Origin of the sequence: Rahnella selenatireducens (assembly GCF_046449555.1) — a bacterium.
GTDB classification, from domain to species: domain Bacteria; phylum Pseudomonadota; class Gammaproteobacteria; order Enterobacterales; family Enterobacteriaceae; genus Rahnella; species Rahnella selenatireducens.
Genome location: NZ_JBKEZJ010000003.1, coordinates 149,272 through 168,628 on the forward strand (window position 1 = coordinate 149,272; position 19,357 = coordinate 168,628).

Annotated in this window: 19 protein-coding genes; 16 read left to right on the forward strand and 3 right to left on the reverse strand. The window is 53.6% G+C overall.

Annotation, left to right across the window (positions count from 1 at the left end):
• Nucleotides 1-1,125, forward strand: coding sequence for an SLC13 family permease (locus ACLBVC_RS06535; protein ID WP_410148967.1), 1,125 nt, complete (start codon nucleotides 1-3; stop codon nucleotides 1,123-1,125).
• Here the strand turns inward: ACLBVC_RS06535 and pdxR are convergent.
• Nucleotides 1,118-2,593, reverse strand: a complete 1,476-nt coding sequence (gene pdxR / locus ACLBVC_RS06540) for a MocR-like pyridoxine biosynthesis transcription factor PdxR (RefSeq protein ID WP_410148968.1) — start codon at nucleotides 2,591-2,593, stop codon at nucleotides 1,118-1,120. The genes ACLBVC_RS06535 and pdxR overlap by 8 nt on opposite strands.
• 99 nt (nucleotides 2,594-2,692) lie before the next feature.
• On the opposite strand from pdxR, the gene ACLBVC_RS06545 reads away from it, so the two are divergent.
• Nucleotides 2,693-3,148, forward strand: coding sequence for a rhodanese-like domain-containing protein (locus tag ACLBVC_RS06545; RefSeq protein WP_410148969.1), 456 nt, complete (start codon nucleotides 2,693-2,695; stop codon nucleotides 3,146-3,148).
• An 8-nt stretch (nucleotides 3,149-3,156) separates the two neighbouring features.
• Here ACLBVC_RS06545 and flk read toward each other — a convergent pair whose 3' ends face one another.
• Together flk and ACLBVC_RS06555 are read right to left on the reverse strand one after the other, a co-directional pair.
• Nucleotides 3,157-4,206 (reverse strand): flagella biosynthesis regulator Flk, encoded by a 1,050-nt coding sequence (gene flk / locus ACLBVC_RS06550; protein ID WP_410148970.1) that lies wholly within the window; start codon nucleotides 4,204-4,206, stop codon nucleotides 3,157-3,159.
• Between the two features lie 230 nt (nucleotides 4,207-4,436).
• The gene (locus ACLBVC_RS06555; protein ID WP_410148971.1) at nucleotides 4,437-5,342 is read right to left on the reverse strand and encodes a DMT family transporter; all 906 of its coding nucleotides are present in this window, start codon (nucleotides 5,340-5,342) and stop codon (nucleotides 4,437-4,439) included.
• A gap of 129 nt (nucleotides 5,343-5,471) precedes the next feature.
• Here ACLBVC_RS06555 and ACLBVC_RS06560 point away from each other — a divergent pair, with 129 nt between their 5' ends.
• The 14 genes from ACLBVC_RS06560 to ACLBVC_RS06625 all read left to right on the forward strand — a co-directional run bounded on the left by ACLBVC_RS06560 (nucleotide 5,472) and on the right by ACLBVC_RS06625 (nucleotide 19,353).
• Nucleotides 5,472-6,278 carry an AraC family transcriptional regulator gene (locus tag ACLBVC_RS06560; RefSeq protein WP_410148972.1) on the forward strand — a complete coding sequence of 269 codons (807 nt, stop codon included), beginning with the start codon at nucleotides 5,472-5,474 and terminating at the stop codon, nucleotides 6,276-6,278.
• Between the two features lie 89 nt (nucleotides 6,279-6,367).
• Nucleotides 6,368-7,495 (forward strand): 4-phosphoerythronate dehydrogenase PdxB, encoded by a 1,128-nt coding sequence (gene pdxB, locus ACLBVC_RS06565; protein WP_410148973.1) that lies wholly within the window; start codon nucleotides 6,368-6,370, stop codon nucleotides 7,493-7,495.
• A gap of 127 nt (nucleotides 7,496-7,622) precedes the next feature.
• On the forward strand, nucleotides 7,623-8,633 hold the full coding sequence (locus ACLBVC_RS06570) for an aspartate-semialdehyde dehydrogenase (protein ID WP_195816386.1): 1,011 nt from the start codon (nucleotides 7,623-7,625) through the stop codon (nucleotides 8,631-8,633).
• Nucleotides 8,634-8,635: 2 nt separating this feature from the next.
• The gene (gene truA / locus ACLBVC_RS06575) at nucleotides 8,636-9,466 is read left to right on the forward strand and encodes a tRNA pseudouridine(38-40) synthase TruA (RefSeq protein ID WP_410148974.1); all 831 of its coding nucleotides are present in this window, start codon (nucleotides 8,636-8,638) and stop codon (nucleotides 9,464-9,466) included.
• 59 nt (nucleotides 9,467-9,525) lie between these two features.
• Nucleotides 9,526-10,194: a DedA family protein gene (locus ACLBVC_RS06580; RefSeq protein ID WP_195816384.1), complete on the forward strand. Its 669-nt coding sequence runs from the start codon at nucleotides 9,526-9,528 to the stop codon at nucleotides 10,192-10,194.
• A 262-nt stretch (nucleotides 10,195-10,456) separates the two neighbouring features.
• The gene (gene accD, locus ACLBVC_RS06585; protein WP_410148975.1) at nucleotides 10,457-11,374 is read left to right on the forward strand and encodes an acetyl-CoA carboxylase, carboxyltransferase subunit beta; all 918 of its coding nucleotides are present in this window, start codon (nucleotides 10,457-10,459) and stop codon (nucleotides 11,372-11,374) included.
• Nucleotides 11,375-11,546: 172 nt separating this feature from the next.
• Nucleotides 11,547-12,833: a bifunctional tetrahydrofolate synthase/dihydrofolate synthase gene (gene folC, locus ACLBVC_RS06590; protein ID WP_410148976.1), complete on the forward strand. Its 1,287-nt coding sequence runs from the start codon at nucleotides 11,547-11,549 to the stop codon at nucleotides 12,831-12,833.
• Nucleotides 12,823-13,644 (forward strand): cell division protein DedD, encoded by an 822-nt coding sequence (gene dedD / locus ACLBVC_RS06595; protein ID WP_410148977.1) that lies wholly within the window; start codon nucleotides 12,823-12,825, stop codon nucleotides 13,642-13,644. Before folC ends, dedD begins: the two co-directional genes overlap by 11 nt.
• 271 nt (nucleotides 13,645-13,915) lie before the next feature.
• On the forward strand, nucleotides 13,916-14,407 hold the full coding sequence (cvpA, locus tag ACLBVC_RS06600) for a colicin V production protein (RefSeq protein ID WP_104921249.1): 492 nt from the start codon (nucleotides 13,916-13,918) through the stop codon (nucleotides 14,405-14,407).
• Between the two features lie 30 nt (nucleotides 14,408-14,437).
• The gene (gene purF / locus ACLBVC_RS06605) at nucleotides 14,438-15,955 is read left to right on the forward strand and encodes an amidophosphoribosyltransferase (protein WP_410148978.1); all 1,518 of its coding nucleotides are present in this window, start codon (nucleotides 14,438-14,440) and stop codon (nucleotides 15,953-15,955) included.
• 215 nt (nucleotides 15,956-16,170) lie between these two features.
• Complete coding sequence (locus ACLBVC_RS06610; protein WP_410148979.1) at nucleotides 16,171-16,743, forward strand: UbiX family flavin prenyltransferase; 573 nt, start codon at nucleotides 16,171-16,173, stop codon at nucleotides 16,741-16,743.
• Nucleotides 16,744-17,065: 322 nt separating this feature from the next.
• On the forward strand, nucleotides 17,066-17,848 hold the full coding sequence (gene argT, locus ACLBVC_RS06615; RefSeq protein ID WP_101076128.1) for a lysine/arginine/ornithine ABC transporter substrate-binding protein ArgT: 783 nt from the start codon (nucleotides 17,066-17,068) through the stop codon (nucleotides 17,846-17,848).
• 105 nt (nucleotides 17,849-17,953) lie between these two features.
• Nucleotides 17,954-18,640 carry a histidine ABC transporter permease HisQ gene (locus ACLBVC_RS06620; protein ID WP_410148980.1) on the forward strand — a complete coding sequence of 229 codons (687 nt, stop codon included), beginning with the start codon at nucleotides 17,954-17,956 and terminating at the stop codon, nucleotides 18,638-18,640.
• Nucleotides 18,637-19,353 carry an ABC transporter permease gene (locus tag ACLBVC_RS06625; protein WP_152324388.1) on the forward strand — a complete coding sequence of 239 codons (717 nt, stop codon included), beginning with the start codon at nucleotides 18,637-18,639 and terminating at the stop codon, nucleotides 19,351-19,353. The genes ACLBVC_RS06620 and ACLBVC_RS06625 overlap by 4 nt, the downstream gene beginning before the upstream one ends.
• The last annotated feature ends 4 nt before the right edge of the window (nucleotides 19,354-19,357 follow it).

Genomic DNA, 19,357 nt, shown 5'->3' on the forward strand with positions numbered 1-19,357 from the left:
ATGCTTACAACGGCTTTCAGCACAGTTTTTAAACCCTTTCTACGCGACAGATTCTTGCATCTTCTGGTGTTGCTGGGCGTCGTCCTCACGCTGTTCCAGACTGAGAAAATTATGCAGTTTCCGCAGTTCGTCGACTGGGACACCATCATCACCTTGCTCGGCCTTCTGATGCTGACTAAAGGCGTTGAAGTCAGCGGCTACTTTGACTTTGTTGGCCGCAAGATGATTAACGCCATCGACAACGAACGCAGGCTGGCGTTGTTCCTGGTCACAGCGGCTGCCGTGCTTTCTACCTTTATGACCAATGACGTCGCGCTGTTTATCGTGATCCCGCTGACGATTACGTTGAAAAAACTGACGTCGCTGCCGGTTACGCGGCTCATCATTTTCGAAGCGCTGGCGGTGAACGCGGGCTCATTGCTGACACCGATTGGCAATCCGCAAAATATCCTTTTATGGAATAAATCCGGCCAGTCATTCCTGCATTTTATCGGGCAGATGGCTCCGCTGGCGCTGGTAACGCTGGTTGCATTGCTGATTGTCACCGGCTTTTGTTTCCCGTCGCGCAGCCTTAAAAAAACGGCTAACAATCAGGGCTATCCGTTTCAGAAACGCCTTTTAGCCAGCTGCTGCGTGCTATATGTCGTGTTCATTGCCTGCGTGGATCTGGGGCTGGCGCTGTACGGATTGCTCGCGGTGATTTTGTGTTTTCTGCTGCTGGCGCGAAAAGTCCTGCTGCGGATCGACTGGCCGCTGATTCTGGTGTTTATCGTGATGTTTATCGATGTACGCCTGATTGTCGGGTTAGACGTTTTACAGCCGGTTTTCGCGCGCATTCACGGGCTGCCGGATTACGGACATTATTTGCTGAGCATGGGGTTGTCTCAGGTGATCAGCAACGTCCCGGCGACAATCCTGATGATCAACTATCTGCCTTCCGGCCCGTTACTCGCCTACGCTGTGAACGCCGGTGGCTTTGGTCTGGCGATGGGATCGCTGGCTAACCTGATTGCGTTGCGCATGGCGAATGACAACAAAATCTGGCTGAAATTTCATGCTTACTCATTCCCGTTTCTGCTGTTCAGCGGTCTTGCCGGCTGGTTCCTGCTTCCGTTAGTCAGCTGATCGCGCAGGTATCGAGAGCGGCCAGCCGGTTAACGGCGAAGGTGATTTCGGCGGGCGTAAGGGCTGAAAAGCCCAGAAGCCAGCCATCACGATGCAGCGCATGCGGTTCGCTCTGATTGAGAAACAGCGGTGAAAGTCGCGGTGTTTCAACACCCGCTTTTGCGGCCAGAGCGCTGAGCCGCTGCTCTTGTCCGGCAGGTAAATGCGCTGCGAGCTGCAAGCCTCCGGCTGCAACCTGCGGGGTCAGCCAGTCAATTTTTTGCCGGATCTGCTCCAGCAGATGATCGCGGCGGCTGTGATAAAGCTGACGGGAAAGACGCAGGTGCGAGGCGAAATGGCCGCTTTGCATAAATTCAGCGGTTACCGCCTGCATCAGCTGTGAAGAATGCCCGTCACTGACGGTGCGCAGCGTCACCATCGGTGCGACAAGTGACGGAGGCAGCACGATATAAGCCAGACGCAGCGACGGGAATAAAACCTTCGAGAAGGTGCCCAGATAAATAACCTGCTGATGTTTATCCAGTCCCTGCATGGCCGGAAGCGGGCGTCCGTCGTAATGCAGTTCGCTGTCGTAATCGTCCTCGATGATCCAGCTTTCGTGACGTCTGGCGTAATCCAGCAAATGCAGACGGCGGGGCAAACTCAGGCTTACGCCGGTCGGATAATGGTGGGAAGGCGTGAGATAGATCAGGCGCGGCGAAGGAGAATCACCAGCATGATTAATGCCCTTTTCATCTACCGGAATCGCACAAAGGCGCGCACCCGCACTGGTAAACGCATTACGGGCTCCCGGGTAACCCGGCTCTTCAAGCCAGACCGTATCGTTGGGATCAATCAGCAACATCGACAGCAGTTGCAGCGCCTGCTGGGAACTTGTGGTGATCATGATTTGTCCGGCGGAACACAGCACGCCGCGTGACTGTTGCAGATAACCGGCAATCGTCTGACGAAGGGGCAAATATCCTTGTGGATCGCCGTATCCCAGCAAACGTTCGCCGTGCGTACGCAGCTGTTTACAGGTGATTTGCTTCCATATTTTCAGGGGAAATGCGCGTAAATCCGGGGAGCCTGCTGCAAAAGCCCTGGGAAATTGCGGGTCGTTACAGCCGCCGGTTGCAACAATATTCCGGCCACGTGCTGAAAGCGTGGAAAGTTTCGCCGGTGCGCTGCCGTTAGCACGCGGTGCAGTAGGGCGTGGTAGCGACTGACTGACAAATGTGCCTTTTCCGGTCTGGCGCTGCAAATACCCTTCGGCCTCTATCTGCGCATACGCCGCTTCTACGGTAATGCGTGAGAGTTTTAAATCGGCAGCCAGCATTCGTGAAGAAGGAAGCCGCTGCCCGACGGCCAGCGCACCAGTATTAATGGCCTGCCGCAGAACTGAGCAAAGCCGGTCGCGCAGGCCAGACATTTCGTCCGCGTTTTCAAAAAGAGTAATCAGTGCTGACGGTTGGGGCAGGTTAGCCATAATAGGTCTTATTGATAGGCGATAATTGGTATTAATCATAAGGCCAAAAACAGAGATGATGAATCTGTTTTCAACACAGTAAATTGCAGAGGAAAATTTATGTCGCAGACGTCTTATGTTCTGGCTTACGAACCGCCTTCTCCCGAAGTCAGCGCAGCCTATTTGCTGTCAAAGCTGAGCTTTTATACCGATGCCGCGGATGTGGCAGCCGATTTACAAAATGGCGTGACCGGCATTGTGGTTATTGATACCCGTTCTGCTGAACATTATGCGCGCGGTCATGTGCCCGGTGCGGTCAGTTTTCCGCATAAAAATATGACGGCAGAAAGCACCCTCGGCCTGAATAAAGACGTCGTGTATGTGACGTATTGCGACGGGATTGGCTGTAACGGTTCCACGCAGGGTGCGTACAAACTGGCGAAGCTGGGATTCCGCGTGAAAGAAATGATCGGCGGGCTGGATTTCTGGACTCGTGACCGGCATCCGGTCGCGAAAGGCGAAGCGCGCGGAGTTTATCCGGCGGACTCCGCCCCTGAAGATTGTGGCTGTGCGTGAGCAGCGGCTTAAATGACCGCCCACAGCAACAGTACGACGACCACAAAAGCGATAAACACTAACGGCTTGCCGCCGAGCGCCTGCATGGAAGGCGGCAACATGGCCACGAAAGGATTCATGATCGGCTGCGGATCGGTGCGCGACACGGTGGTAAAGCTGTCATCGGTGTCTTCCGCACGCGAGGAGCGGTCAACGCGCTGGCTGAACAATACGCCAATCAGGTCGCTGACCTGAACCGGCGTCAGCGGCGTGGATAACGTCGCGCTGAAACGGTTTTCGACATACTCGGTGAGCTGACGTATTTCGTGCGTGCTGGCCGGTTGTTTCAGTACGCTCAGCAGCGTGGTCAGCGTCGGCGCAGTGGTTTGCTGGCTGAGTGACGCTTTCACCTGCATGAATTGACTTAACAGCTGAAAATCCTTCGCCGGGATCGAATCGCCGACTTTTACGCCCACCAGATTGAACAGTTCCTGCCAGACTTTCACCGGCGCTTCACCGGTCGCCGCGCTGAGGCGTGTGACCAGTTGTTGCAGGCTGTTATGTTCAGCAGGCAGCAGCGGGCGATCGGTGACCGGCGTCTGCTGGGGTTGCGGAATATTCATCTGGCGTGTCTGGATCAGATCCAGCACTTGCTGAAGCTGTGGATGCGTCAGCTGGCTCAGAACAGTATGACCAAAGTTCTGGCGAATAAAATCGCTGACGGCCTGACGGTTATTTCCCTGCGGCAACAGCTCGGTCAGCTGCAACATCAGCTGACGGGTCGCGTGGCTGTCCTGCGCCTGGGTCAGTTTACCCTGCAATAACGTCTGCGCCTGAGGAAATTGTGATGAGGTGATTTCTGCGCCATGAGGCAGCGAAAGATCGTGGCGCAGGTTGGCCCAGATCTCAGCAGATTTTATGGGAGTCAGCGCCATCAGTTTCACAATCAGCTTTTCCAGCGTGGTGCGCTGTGCCGGTGTGAGCGGTAATTCGCCCCCTGGTTTAACCGGAACGGTCTGACCCTGGGGCTGTGTTCTGTTGTCGCCAACCGGCATGCCCGGGCCGCTCAAAGGTTGCATATCACCGTCCTTCGCTGGAAATTTAAACGTCGCTTGATGAGTAAGCGCGGCGCAAAGCGCAGAAGCGCCTCATCATACCTGCAAAGTGTTTTAACCGACACAGTGAATAGCAGCCCGGTGAACATTCATGAGGATATTGTTTCTGAAAACGGCGGGTAAAAACATCTTACTGTACGCAAAAGCGTAAAAGGGGAAGGTGCCATCCACCTGAACGGGGATGGCAGTGAGGTTTAACGCGTTTCTTTTTGCAGTTCGCCCGGTTTGCGGCCAAACAATGGCTTGCGCAGACGCTGCGCGAGGATAACCCCGACCAGCGTGACGCCACCGCCAATCAGGTGGTAGCTTTGCAAGTGTTCATGCAGGAATAACACAGCGATGATGGCCGTGAAAATAGGCGACAGGTTCATGAAAATAGAGGCTTTGTTCGCACCGAGGCGGATGACGCCCTGGATCCACAAAAAAGGCGCAATGATTGACGCCGGGATCCCCGCGAAAAGCACCAGCGGAATGTTGTGTATGGTCAGGCTGACGTCTTTCGCCATCAGGAAGTTAGGCAGCAGCAGTAAAACGCCGAAAATGATCTGCACATACAACGATTGCCAGTTAGGCAGCGGGATCGCCCAGCGCTTAGTCAGCACGCCGTACAGCGCGTAGGACGCCGACGCGGCAAACATCATCAGCTCACCGGTGCCGATACCCTGTTGCAGCAACTGCGCCGGATCTCCTGCGCTCACCAGCCAGATGAGTCCGCCGAGAGAAACAATACTGCCCACGGCCACGCCAACCGTCGGTACCACGCTCAGCACAAACAGGCCGATAAGCACCGTCAGCAGTGGGATAAGGGAGTTAATGATCCCCATAAACAGTGCGCTGACGCTGTGCGCGGCGTAATACGCCAGGCTCTGATAAAGCACCATTCCGAGCAGGCCGAGGATCAGCAGTTTCCACCAGTATTGTCTGACGGCTTGCAGGTTACGCAGAACGCCGGGCAAGATAAATGGCGTCAGCGTCACCAGCGCCAGAAGCCAGCGGTAGAAAGAGATGGCAGCCGGATCTATCGCACTTGAAGCCGCCTTGCTGACGACCGCATTCAGTGACCAGATCAGCACGGCCAGCAGCGGATAAAGTACATTCATTGGAAATTGTCCCTGAGTAAATCGTAACGCAAGTGTACGATTGTCTTATTTGTTAGATATAACGATAATCAGACAACTGTTCACGCAATTAAGACAATCGCAATATCGCTCACAGACAAAAAGGATTTTATGCCAGCTTCGCGCGTTTCATCTCAGCATCCGTCCTCTCCCCGCTATTATCCGCCGTTGCCGGAAAAAATGCCGGTGACACTATTGTTTCGCGGCGAGATTGTTGAAGGGAATTCCGAGTATGTGCAGCATTCACATCCGTGGAGCCAGATTATCTGCGTGAAATCCGGCGTTCTGGCGATGCTGGTGGGAGGGAAGCGCTACCTGGCACCACGCGAGTTTGCGATCTGGGTGCCTGCCGGTGTGGAGCATTCCAGCTATAACCGCAAAACGACGCGATTTTGTGCGATTGATATCGCTCCGGCGCTGGATAAAGATCTGCCTTCCACGCCGTGTTTGCTGACGCCGACGGCCATTTTCAATGCGATTGCAGATGACTGCTTTTCGCGCAATATGTCGGAACCGGTCACTGAAGCGGACCTGCGCATGTGCCGCGTGCTGCTGGATCAAATCAGTCTGGCACCGCGTCAGAATACCTATCTGCCCACTTCCGAAGATAAATTGCTCGCGCCGGTGCTGAATGCGCTGGAGAAAAATCCGGCGGATAATACGCCGCTGGCGCAATGGGCGACGCAGGTTTATACCACCGAACGGACGCTTTCTCGCCGTTGCCAGCAGGAGTTAGGCATGGGATTTGCGGAATGGCGTCAGCGGTTGCGCTTTCTGCATGCCATCTCGTTGTTAGAACAGGGCAAAACCGTACACGAGATTGCGCTGGATATGGGATACAGCTCGGCGTCGGCGTTTATCGCCATGTTCCAGCACATTTCCGGTACTACGCCACAACGTTTTCGTAACGACAGGTAAACCCGGTTGGGATCTCATTTCATATCGTGGCAAAATCAGTGTCTTCTTTATTTTCTATTCTTTCTTAGGCCTTGCTGCCGGAGACAAACGTGAAAATCCTGGTTGATGAAAATATGCCGTATGCCGTCGAGCTTTTTAGCCGGCTGGGGAACGTGCATGCTGTGCCTGGCCGCCCGATTCCACAAGATGCGCTCAATGATGCCGACGCGTTGATGGTGCGGTCCGTGACGAAAGTGAACGAAAGTTTGCTGGCGGGAAAACCGGTGAAATTTGTAGGTACCGCAACGGCGGGTACTGATCACGTTGATGACGCATGGCTGGCCGCGCAGGACATTGGTTTCTCGGCGGCACCGGGCTGTAATGCGATTGCAGTGGTGGAATATGTCTTCTCTTCACTCCTGATTCTTGCGCAGCGCGATGGTTTTCAGCTGCGCGACAAAACGGTCGGGATCATCGGCGTCGGAAATGTCGGTTCGCGTCTGAACGCCCGTCTGGAAGCGCTGGGTATCCGTACGTTGCTCTGCGATCCGCCGCGCGCCGATCGTGGCGATGCCGGTGAATTCTGGCCGCTGGAAAAACTGGTCGCCGAAGCCGATATTCTGACGTTCCATACTCCGCTGAACATGTCAGGCCCGTATGCCACGCATCATCTGGTCGATGCGGATTTACTGGCGCGTCTGCCGGCTGACCGCATTTTGATTAACGCCTGCCGCGGTGAAGTTGTCGACAACGCCGCCCTGCTGGATGCGCTGAACGGCAGCAAAAAACTGACCGCTGTGCTGGATGTCTGGGAGCCTGAACCGGATTTGTCGCTCGCATTGCTCGATAAAGTCGCCATCGGAACCGCGCATATCGCCGGTTACAGTCTGGAAGGGAAAGCACGTGGCACCACGCAGGTTTTCGAAGCGTTCAGCCAGTTCATCGGACAACCGCAAACCGTGCCGCTGGAATCCCTGCTGCCTGCGCCTGAATTTGCCGAGGTGACCTTACGTGGCGCACTCAGCGAAGCCAAACTGCTGCGGCTTATCCACTTAGTGTATGATGTGCGCCGCGATGACCGGCCTTTGCGCCGTGTCGCCGGGAAACCGGGCGAATTCGATAAGCTGCGCAAGTTCTATGAAGAACGCCGCGAGTGGTCGTCGTTACGTGTTATTTGCGATGATGCAGCGACGGCAGACGTCCTGAAAAAGCTCGGATTTAACAGCCAGCCAGGCTGATTTAAATCCCGTCTTAACACGGCCTTAAGCTTTTTAGCCTACAGTGACGCGATAACTATTTGAAAGCAGGGCGGTGATTATTCATCGCCCCTTGTATTTGTACTTTTATTTTCTGGAGAAAACCAACATGTCTGATGGCTGGAATATTGCGCTGCTTGGCGCGACGGGCGCAGTCGGTGATGCGTTACTGGAATTATTGGCTGATCGTCAGTTCCCGGTTGGTGAGCTCTTTCCGCTGGCCAGCGACCGCAGTGCGGGTCAGACCGTGCGCTTTAATGGCAAAAGCCTGCGCGTGCAGCTGGCATCCGAGTTTGACTGGTCACAGGTTCAGCTGGCGTTCTTTGTTGCCGGTACCGAAGCCTCAACGTTATATGCCGAAGAAGCCGCCAATCAGGGTTGTCTGGTGATTGACAGCAGCGGTCTGTTCTCCCTAGAAAATGATATTCCGCTGGTGGTGCCGGGCGTAAACCCGGATGCGCTATCCCATTACCGTAACCGTAATATCGTGGCGGTTGCCGACAGCCTGACCAGCCAGCTTCTGACGGCGATCAAGCCGCTGACCGAACAGGCCGGACTTGCCCGTCTGCATGTTACTTCTCTGCTGTCCGTTTCCGCGTTGGGTAAAGCCGCCGTGGACGATCTGGCCGGGCAAAGCGCCCGTCTGCTCAACGGTATCCCGGCAGAAGAAGGCATTTTCACTAAGCAACTGGCGTTTAACCTGTTGCCGCTGGTGAGCGACGAAGAGGGCAGCGTTCTTCAGGAACGTCGTCTGGTCGATCAGGTTCGCAAAGTTCTGCAAAATGACGGCCTGCCAATTTCCGTCAGCTGCGTGCAGTCACCGGTATTTTACGGTCATGCGCAGGTTGTGCATCTCGAAGGTTTGCGTCCGCTGTCTGCGGAAGAGGCGCGTACTGAGCTCGAACGTATCGATGATATCAGCCTCAGCGAAGAAGATGATTTCCCGACACAGGTCAGCGACGCTTCCGGTAACGCGAACCTGAGCATCGGTTGTATCCGCAATGACTACGGCGTGCCTGAATTACTGCAATTCTGGTCAGTGGCAGACAACGTGCGTTTCGGCGGTGCCCTGATGGCGGTTGAGACCGCAGAAAAACTGATTAACGAATACTGGTACTGATAATGTCCGATGATGTAATTGCTGACGTCTTGGCTCCGGTTATTGCGGGGCGCGTGGCGTTAGGCATTGAGTACAACGGCAGTGAATATTACGGCTGGCAGAGACAGCAGGGCGCGGCGAGTGTCCAGGAATGTCTGGAAAAAGCCCTGAGCCGCGTGGCAAATGCGCCGATTGTGGTGCTCTGCGCGGGACGTACCGATGCAGGTGTCAGTGCCACCGGGCAGGTGGTGCATTTCGATACGCCGGTTTTGCGCAAAGATGCGGCATGGACAATGGGCGTTAATACCCATCTGCCGAAAGATATTGCCGTGCGCTGGTGTGCCAGTGTTCCTGACGATTTTCATGCACGTTTTAGCGCCACCGCACGCCGTTATCGTTACGTGATTTACAATAATCGCTACCGTTCGGCGATTTTGCATACCGGTGTGACGCATGTCCACATGCCGCTGGATGTCGAAAAGATGCAGCTCGCCGGGCAGGCATTGCTCGGGGAAAACGATTTTACGTCGTTCCGTGCGTCACAGTGCCAGTCGCGTACGCCGTGGCGCTATGTGATGCATCTGAATGTCAGCCGCCACGGCAATTACGTGGTGGTGGATATCAAGGCGAATGCCTTTGTGCATCATATGGTGAGAAATATTGTCGGCAGCCTGGTCGAGATTGGTGCCGGAAATCAGCCGGTGGGCTGGATGGCAGAATTGCTGGCAGCGAAAGATCGCAATCTGGCTGCGGCGACCGGCAAACCGGAAGGGTTGTATCTGGTATCTGTTGATTACCCTGAGAAATTTGCATTACCTCAGGTCAATATGGGCCCCTTGTTCCTGGAAGATTAGGGAACAGTACACGTGATTTTTACGCCACGTTTTAAAGAACACATGGGACGGTAAATCAAATGAGTTTTATCCACTTTATTATTGATTTTATTCTTCATATTGATGTGCATTTAGCGGAGCTGGTTGCGCAGTACGGCATCTGGGTTTACGGGATTTTGTTCCTGATCCTGTTTTGTGAAACGGGTCTGGTGGTGACACCGTTTTTACCGGGTGATTCGCTGCTGTTTGTGGCGGGCGCGCTGGCGGCATTGCCGAGTAATGACATTAACGTACACGTGATGGTGTTGCTCATGGCCATTGCGGCGATCCTCGGCGATGCGGTGAACTACACTATCGGACGGGTGTTTGGTGAACGGCTGTTCAGCAATCCGGATTCGAAAATTTTCCGTCGCAGTTATTTAGATAAAACGCACAAGTTTTACGAGAAACATGGTGGCAAAACGATTATTCTTGCGCGCTTCGTGCCGATCGTCCGTACGTTTGCGCCGTTTGTGGCCGGTATGGGGCATATGTCCTACCGCCACTTTGCAGCGTATAACGTGATTGGTGCGCTGATTTGGGTGCTGCTGTTTACTTACGCGGGCTACCTGTTTGGCGATCTGCCCATCGTTCAGGAAAATCTGAAATTGCTGATCGTCGCGATCATCGTGGTTTCGATTCTGCCGGGCGTGGTAGAAATCTGGCGGCACAAACGCGCAGCGGCGAAAGAAAAGCGTCAGCAGGATTAAACTGCGGCGATTTTTTGCGCAAGCACGTTAAAATTTAAGACATTAAACCAGAGGGTAGACCAGTTTTTTATCCACAGTGTCTGGCCGTTATGGTTTAATGAGCGACAATTTATGGTCTGTTCCTGCGAACAACCCTTCTGCGATGCGGTGTGTAAGGTTTTTTGACACTCCGTGTGCAGGCGTATTTGGGTAGGTTTCAGGGGACTTGTTACAGCATGAACAGCGGACTGGCTTCGGCCGGGTTCAAACAGAAAGGTTATCGATGAGCTGGATTGAACGAATTCTTAGTAAGAGCACTGACTCGCAAACCCGTAAGGCAAGTATTCCTGAGGGCGTCTGGACTAAATGTGACAGCTGCGGACAGGTTCTTTACCGCGCCGAGCTTGAGCGCAACCTCATGGTTTGCCCTAAGTGCGACCACCATATGCGTCTTACCGCGCGTATGCGTCTGTCCACTTTCATGGACGAGGGTAGTGAGGTTGAATTAGGCAGCGAGCTTGAGCCTAAAGATGTTCTGAAGTTTAAAGATTCCAAAAAATACAAAGATCGTCTGGTTGCTGCACAGAAAGAAACCAACGAAAAAGACGCCCTGATCGTCATGAAAGGCACGCTGTTTGGTATGCCAATCGTAGTGGCTTCTTTTGAATTTGCCTTCATGGGCGGTTCAATGGCGTCGGTCGTTGGCGCTCGCTTTGTGCGTGCCGTAGAGCAGGCGATGGAAGACAACTGCCCGCTGGTGTGCTTCTCTGCCAGTGGCGGTGCGCGTATGCAGGAAGCGCTGATGTCGCTGATGCAGATGGCAAAAACCAGTGCAGCGTTGGCGAAATTGCAGGAACGCGGTCTGCCGTACATTTCTGTACTGACTGACCCGACCATGGGTGGCGTTTCCGCCAGCCTGGCCATGCTGGGTGACATCAACGTCGCTGAGCCGAAAGCGCTGATCGGCTTCGCCGGTCCACGCGTTATCGAGCAGACTGTTCGTGAAAAGCTGCCGCCGGGCTTCCAGCGCAGTGAATTCCTGATTGAGAAAGGCGCGATTGATATGATCGTGCGTCGTCCGGACATGCGCGCCAAGCTGGGCAGCGTTCTGGCGAAACTGACCGGGCAACCGGAGCCGAATGTGTCTGACGTCCATTCTGCTGTCGACGGTTCTGCCGCTGACCATCATCAGGATGCCTGATCGGACGAGGTAAAAGCCGGTCAGCTTTTCGGGCGGTAACCTGTGTTATGCCGCCCGGCACCTCCTGGCTGTGCTTTTACTCTTCGTCAGTTCTGACAAAGAGGGCATTGCCTGCTATCACAGTCTGGTGATGTAGTGTCGAAGTGAACCTAACTCAGGTTGAACGGGACTCATGCAAAATCAACTTATCCCTCAAGCCACGTCGCCTTTGGCCACGTGGCTTTATTATCTTGAAAACCTCCACTCTCAGGCTATCGAGCTTGGCCTTGACCGGGTCAACGCGGTGGCGACAAAACTTGATTTACTGACACCTGCGCCACGCGTCTTTACCGTCGCAGGAACCAACGGAAAAGGCACCACCTGTGCGACGCTGGAAGCCATCCTGATGGCCGCGGGCTACCGTGTGGGCGTTTACAGTTCCCCGCACCTTGTCCGCTATACCGAGCGTGTCCGTATTCAGGGCGAAGAGTTGCCTGAGTCTGCACACTGCGCCTCTTTTGCGCTGCTGGAAGCCGGACGGGGTGATATCTCCCTGACCTATTTCGAGTTCGGCACGCTGTCCGCATTGCAGCTGTTCAAACAGGCGAAGCTGGATATTGTTATCCTCGAAGTCGGGCTGGGCGGACGTCTGGATGCGACGAACATTGTCGATGCGGACGTATCGGTCGTTACCAGCATCGCGCTGGATCACACTGACTGGTTGGGCTCCGATCGCGAGAGCATTGGCCGCGAGAAAGCCGGTATTTTCCGCTCAGGCACGCCAGCCGTAGTCGGTGAGCCGGATATGCCGCAATCTATTGCCGATGTAGCAAAAGAGAAACACGCAGATTTATACCGCCGGGGTGAGAGCTGGAATTTCGCGGCAAACGCCGGAAATTGGCGCTGGACGGCTTTGCAGGATGGCGAAGAAGTCACCATACTGGACGGATTACCGCTGCCGAATGTCCCGTTGCCAAATGCCGCGACGGCGCTGGCCGCGCTGCATTATTCGACGCTGGATATTCCTGAAGAGGCGTTACGCAATGGCTTACAGCATGCTGCACTGCCGGGCCGTTTCCAGACGGTGAGTGAATCGCCGCGCCTGATCCTCGATGTGGCGCACAACCCGCACGCCGCGGCTTATCTGGCCGGACGCCTGGCTGAACAGCCACGTAATGGTGGAAAAGTGCGTGCGGTAGTGGGAATGTTGAAAGACAAAGATATTGCCGGTACGCTGGCTTGTCTTTCGCCTCAGGTGGATGAATGGTATTGCGCACCGCTGGAAGGGCCACGTGGCGCCAGCGTTGAAGAGCTGGCCTCGCACCTGCCTCAGGCGCACCGGTTTGATGATGTGGAGTCTGCCTGGAGACAGGCTATGCAGGAGGCGGCTCCTCAGGATATTGTGATTGTCTGCGGTTCGTTCCACACCGTAGCTCACGTAATGGATGCTATCGACACGGGGAAAACCAGTGGCAAGTAAGTTTCAAAATCGTCTGGTCGGGACGGTCATTCTGGTGGCGCTGGGCGTGATCATTTTGCCCGGTTTACTCGACGGCAAGAAAAAGCATTACGAAGACGAATTTGCGTCTATTCCATTGGTGCCAAAACCGGGTGATGTTGAAGAACAGGATTCCATCCCACCTGTGACGCAATCATTGCCTGCTCAGCCGCCGGAAGGCGCAAATCAGGCCATGAACGGCGCGCAGGACATCGATAATGCGGCGACCAATACTAATGCCGCCAATCATGGCAACGTAGCGCCGGGGAATACGACGGTCGAAGCACCGCCGGTCACGACGCTGCCTGAACAGAAGAAGCCGGTGCAAACAGCGCCAGTTAAACCGGCTCAGGTTAAACCTGCTCCTCAGAAACCGAAAGTGACTGAACCTAAACCGCTGGCGGAAGCGAAACCGGTGGTGAAACCGAAACCGGTCGAACAGCCGAAGCTGGCAGAACAACCGAAGGTCGTCGCTGAACAGCCGAAACCGGTTGAACAACCGAAAGTGGTGGAACAGCCTAAGCCTGCGCCGGAAGAAAAAGCACCAGCGGGTCAGTCTTATGTTGTGCAGCTCGGCGCATTGAAAAATGCAGCCAAAGCGACCGAGATTGTTGCGACTCTGCGGCTTTCCGGGTTCCGTTCTTATTCTGTTCCGGCGACGCCGGTGCAGGGGCAAATCACGCGGCTTTATGTGGGCCCGGATGCGTCAAAACAAAAACTGGAAGCTTCTCTCCCTCAGCTGCACCAGCTTAGCGGGTTAGACGGACAGGTGCGCGCTTATTCGGCGCACTGATCTTACTCCTCCCTCTACGAAGGGGGAGGCCGGAAGGCACTAAAAACACAAAAAATACCAGGGAGGGCACAAGCGATTTGTGCCCTTTTTCTATAAGATCGCCGGGTTGGGATTTTATAGGTTTATGCTGCGGTTGAGGTTTTTTTAATCGCTATTATTAATTTGTCTGACCGGCTGATTTCCGCTACGCAAACGTTTTCTTTTTCTGTTAGAATTCGCAGCGATTTGGATGCCGGGGTAGACGCGACTAGATTAGACACTGGAATTGTTAATGGTCTGGATTGATTACGTCATCATTGCGGTTATCGGATTTTCTGCTTTAGTCAGTTTAATCCGTGGCTTTGTTCGCGAGGCTTTATCACTGGTTACCTGGGCTTGCGCCTTCTTTGTAGCCAGTCATTATTACCCGTATCTCGCCATCTACTTCACGCGTTTCGAAGATGAGTTAGTTCGAAACGGGATCGCAATTGCCATCTTGTTCATCGCGACGTTGATCGTAGGTGCAATTGTCAACTATGTGATCAGTTCACTGGTTGAAAAAACCGGGTTGTCCGGCACTGACAGGGTGTTAGGTGTGTGTTTCGGCGCACTGCGCGGTGTACTTATCGTCTCCGCGATGCTGTTCTTCCTGGATACCTTCACCAGTTTTTCGCAAAGTGACGACTGGAAACAATCCCAGTTGATCCCACAGTTCAGTTATATCATCAGGTGGTTCTTTGACTACCTGCAGAGCACGTCGAGTTTCTTGCCAAAACATATTTAGTTCTGGCAGCGCTGAAGAGGAAAAGACAACATGTGCGGTATTGTCGGTATCGCCGGTTTCATGCCGGTAAACCAGTCGATTTATGACGCGTTAACGGTGTTACAACACCGTGGGCAGGATGCTGCTGGCATCACCACCATCGATGCCAATAACAATTTCCGTTTACGGAAAGCCAATGGCCTGGTGAAAGATGTGTTTGAAGCCCGCCATATGCAACGCTTACAAGGCAACATGGGTATCGGCCATGTTCGCTATCCAACGGCTGGCAGTTCCAGTGCCTCAGAAGCTCAACCTTTCTACGTCAACTCTCCGTTCGGCATCACACTCGCCCACAACGGTAACCTGACTAATGCTCACGAATTGAGAAGCAACCTGTTCGAAGGCCAGCGCCGTCATGTGAACACGACTTCCGATTCTGAAATTCTGCTCAATATCCTGGCGAGCGAACTGGACCGTTTCCAGCATTACCCGCTGGAAGCCGACAACATTTTTGCCGCTGTGGCTGCCGTGAACCTGAAAATTCGTGGTGCTTATGCCTGCGTGGCGATGATCATCGGCCATGGCATGCTGGCGTTCCGTGATCCGCACGGTATCCGTCCGCTGGTTATCGGTAAACGTACGCTGGAAGATGGCCGCAACGAGTACATGGTTGCGTCTGAGAGCGTGGCGCTTGATACGCTGGGCTTTGAGTTCCTGCGTGATGTCGCGCCGGGCGAAGCGGTGTACATCACCGAGAAAGGCCAGCTGTTTACCCGCATGTGTGCTGAGGATCCGCAGTACAACCCATGCTTGTTCGAGTACGTGTATTTCGCACGCCCTGACTCATTCATCGACAAAATTTCCGTCTACAGCGCCCGTGTTCGTATGGGTGAAAAGCTGGGCGCGAAAATTGCCCGCGAATGGGAAGATCTGGATATCGATGTGGTTATTCCGATCCCGGAAACCTCCTGCGATATCGCGCTGGAAATCGCGCGTATTCTGGATAAACCGTACCGTCAGGGTTTTGTGAAAAACCGCTATGTAGGCCGTACCTTTATCATGCCGGGACAGCAGGAACGCCGTAAATCTGTACGTCGTAAACTGAACGCTAACCGCGCTGAGTTCCGTGATAAAAACGTTCTGCTGGTCGATGACTCCATCGTGCGCGGCACCACCTCTCAGCAGATTGTTGAGATGGCGCGTGAAGCCGGTGCGCGACGCGTTTATCTGGCCTCTGCGGCGCCGGAAATTCGTTTCCCGAACGTTTACGGTATCGATATGCCAAGCGCTAATGAACTGATTGCACACGGTCGCGAAGTCAGCGAAATTAATCAGATCATTGGTGCCGATGCGTTAATCTTCCAGGATCTGAGTGACCTTATCGCCGCAGTGAAAGAAGATAATACTGACATCGAGAAATTTGAGTGTTCGGTATTCGACGGTATTTACGTCACCAAAGACGTTGACCAGGACTATCTGGAATACCTCGAAGCGCTGCGCAACGATGATGCTCAGGCATTGCGCGGACAGCAGGAAGCTGAAAACCTCGAAATGCATAACGAAGGCTAAACCCCTTAAAATGCGCCCGCTCAGGCTGAAAGGCCGGGCGGGCGCGTTATTATTGTTCACTCCGCCCGTTTCCCCGCCCCAATTCCCGCGCCTTAAGGTTGCCAATTCCCCTGCATTCCGGCAAAGTCAGACCCATTCTCCGGCGTGTATACTGATTCATATTGATGGGTTCATTCATATTGATTGTTTCGCGCGAAATTTCAGAGGCAGTGTTTATGAAACGATTTATTGTCGGTATTTCCGGCGCCAGCGGTGCGATTTATGGCGTCCGGTTATTGCAGGTTCTGCAAAGCGTGCCAGATATCGAAACTCATCTGGTGATGAGCAACGCCGCCCGACAGACGCTGACGCTGGAAACGGATCTGACACTGCGCGATGTTCAGGCGCTGGCCGACGTGGTGCATGATTCCCGCGATATTGCCGCCAGTATTTCCTCCGGCTCATTTAAAACCACCGGCATGGTGATTTTGCCTTGTTCGGTCAAAACCCTCTCCGGCATTGTGAACAGTTATACCGACGGTTTACTGACGCGCGCGGCGGATGTTGTGCTCAAGGAAAGGCGTCGTCTGGTACTTTGCGTGCGTGAAACACCGCTGCATCTGGGGCACTTACGGCTGATGACACAAGCCGCCGAACTGGGCGCGATTATTATGCCGCCGGTACCGGCGTTTTATCATCGGCCGGCAACCGTGGAAGCTATCATCGATCAGACCGTCAACCGGGTGATCGACCAGTTTGATATCGAGCTTCCGGAAGACTTATTTGTTCGATGGCAGGGCAGTCACTAAACTTTCTCACCGCGTTACGCACCTCTTTTGCGCAATACCGTTACATTGCACCAACAATGATCACAATTTGATTCATTAAGGTGCAGTGTTCGCGGGCGCTTCAGCTATCCTTCCTTCAGACCTTTGAAAACTTTCATTATCCCGATGCTTTTTTGAACGGTTTTCGTTCTTCATGAGATGAAAATCACCTTACGGAGAAACGGCACGGAACGTGCATGAGAAAACCTGGCAAAAAGCCATTTGCGCCGTTCAGCAAACTATAAAAAGACGTTCATTCACGCACACACAACCACAACAGATGAATAATCACTGAGGCTAATGTATGAAAAAGTTGTTCAAGGTTCTTCCGCTGGTTCTGGTCTTAGCCAGTGCAGGTAGTGCATTTGCTGCCGCGCCTAAAGCAATTAATATCGGTACTGATCCGACTTACGCCCCATTTGAATCAAAAGACTCCAGCGGCAAGCTGGTAGGTTTTGATATCGACCTGGCTAACGAGATGTGTAAACGTGCGGCTATCAAATGTACTTACGTTGAAAGTGACTTTGATGCGCTGATCCCTTCTCTGAAAGCGAAGAAAATTGATGCGATTATCTCTTCCCTGTCGATCACTGAAAAACGTCAGCAGGAAATTGATTTCACCGAAAAACTGTACGCGGCTAACGCCCGTCTGATCGCGCCAAAAGGTTCTAAAATTCTGCCAACACTGGACGCGCTGAAAGGCAAAAACGTCGGTGTTCTGCAAGGTTCTACTCAGGAAGCCTATGCCAACGCAATGTGGCAGCCAAAAGGCATCAACGTGGTGGCTTACCAGAACCAGGATCTGATTTACGCCGATCTGGCTTCGGGTCGTCTGGATGTGGCTTTCCAGGATGAAGTGGCAGGCAGTGAAGGCTTCCTGAAACAGGCTGCTGGTAAAGATTACGCATTCGCGGGTCCTTCCGTGAAAGACGATAAATTCTTCGGTGTGGGTACAGGTATGGGTCTGCGTAAGAACGAGACCGATTTGCAGGCTGCGCTGAACAAAGCGTTCGACAGCATGCGTAAAGACGGCACTTACGACAAACTGGCCAAAAAATACTTCGATTTTGACGTTTACGGCGGCTGATTTGCGCTGTGAGATGTGCCAAAGGGAGCGGTTCGCCGCTCCCTGCGGTTCTGACGCAGGGTTAGCGTAACCAGCGCCGGGATCCACTGAAGACAGGACAAATACATGCTGTATGGGTATTCCCAGGTAATTATCCAGGGCACATTGGTGACACTGGAACTGGCGATTTCGTCAGTGATTTTAGCGTTGGTGATCGGGCTTATCGGGGCTGGCGGGAAACTGTCAAAAAGCCGGGTTATTTCGGGTATTTTTGGTTGTTACACCACGCTTATTCGCGGCGTCCCTGACCTGGTGTTGATGTTGCTCATTTTCTACGGATTGCAGATTGCGCTTAACAGCCTGACTGAATCCCTCGGTTTTTCTCAGATTGATATCGATCCTATGAGCGCGGGTATTATTACGCTGGGCTTTATTTACGGCGCCTATTTTACCGAGACGTTCCGCGGTGCTTTTATGGCGGTTCCTCGCGGTCAGATTGAAGCGGCGACGGCGTTTGGTTTCAGCGGCCCGCAAATTTTTCGTCGTATTTTATTCCCGGCCATGATGCGTTTTGCGCTGCCCGGAATTGCCAACAACTGGCAGGTTATTTTGAAAGCCACCGCGCTGGTATCCCTGCTCGGCCTCAATGACGTGGTGAAAGCGACGCAACTGGCAGGCAAAGGTACGTATCAGCCTTTCTACTTCGCGATTGTTGCAGGTGTGGTTTATCTGATTTTCACCACGCTGTCGAACGGCGTGCTGGTCTGGCTTGATCGCCGTTATTCGCTGGGTGTGAAGAGGGCGGACCTATGATCGAAATTTTACAACAATACGGCATGTCCTTGCTGTACAGCGACGGTTACCGTTTTACCGGCCTGGCGATTACGCTGTGGCTGTTAATAAGCTCCGTCGTGATGGGCGGATTACTGGCGGTGCCGATGGCGGTTGGCCGTGTTTCCTCCAACAAATTCCTTCGCTATCCGATCTGGCTTTATACCTATGTCTTCCGCGGAACGCCGCTGTACGTTCAGTTGCTGGTGTTTTACTCCGGCATGTACAGCCTGGAAATCGTGCGCGGTACGGATTTCCTGAATGCGTTTTTCCGCAGCGGCCTGAACTGTACGATCCTCGCGTTGACGCTCAATACCTGTGCTTATACCACGGAGATTTTTGCCGGGGCGATCCGTTCTGTTCCGCACGGTGAAATTGAGGCGGCCAATGCCTATGGTTTCTCACGCTTTAAACTGTACACCTGCATTATTTTGCCGTCGGCTCTGCGCACCGCGCTGCCGGCGTACAGTAACGAAGTGATTCTTATGCTGCATTCCACCGCGCTTGCCTTTACCGCCACGGTGCCGGATGTGCTGAAAATCGCCCGTGATATTAACTCTGCAACCTATCAGCCTTTCTACGCATTCGGGATTGCGGCGGTGATTTATCTTTGTGTCTCCTTTGTCCTGATTGGTCTGTTCCGCAAGGCGGAAAAACGCTGGCTGGCGCATGTGAAACCTCAGTCAAGCCACTGATAAA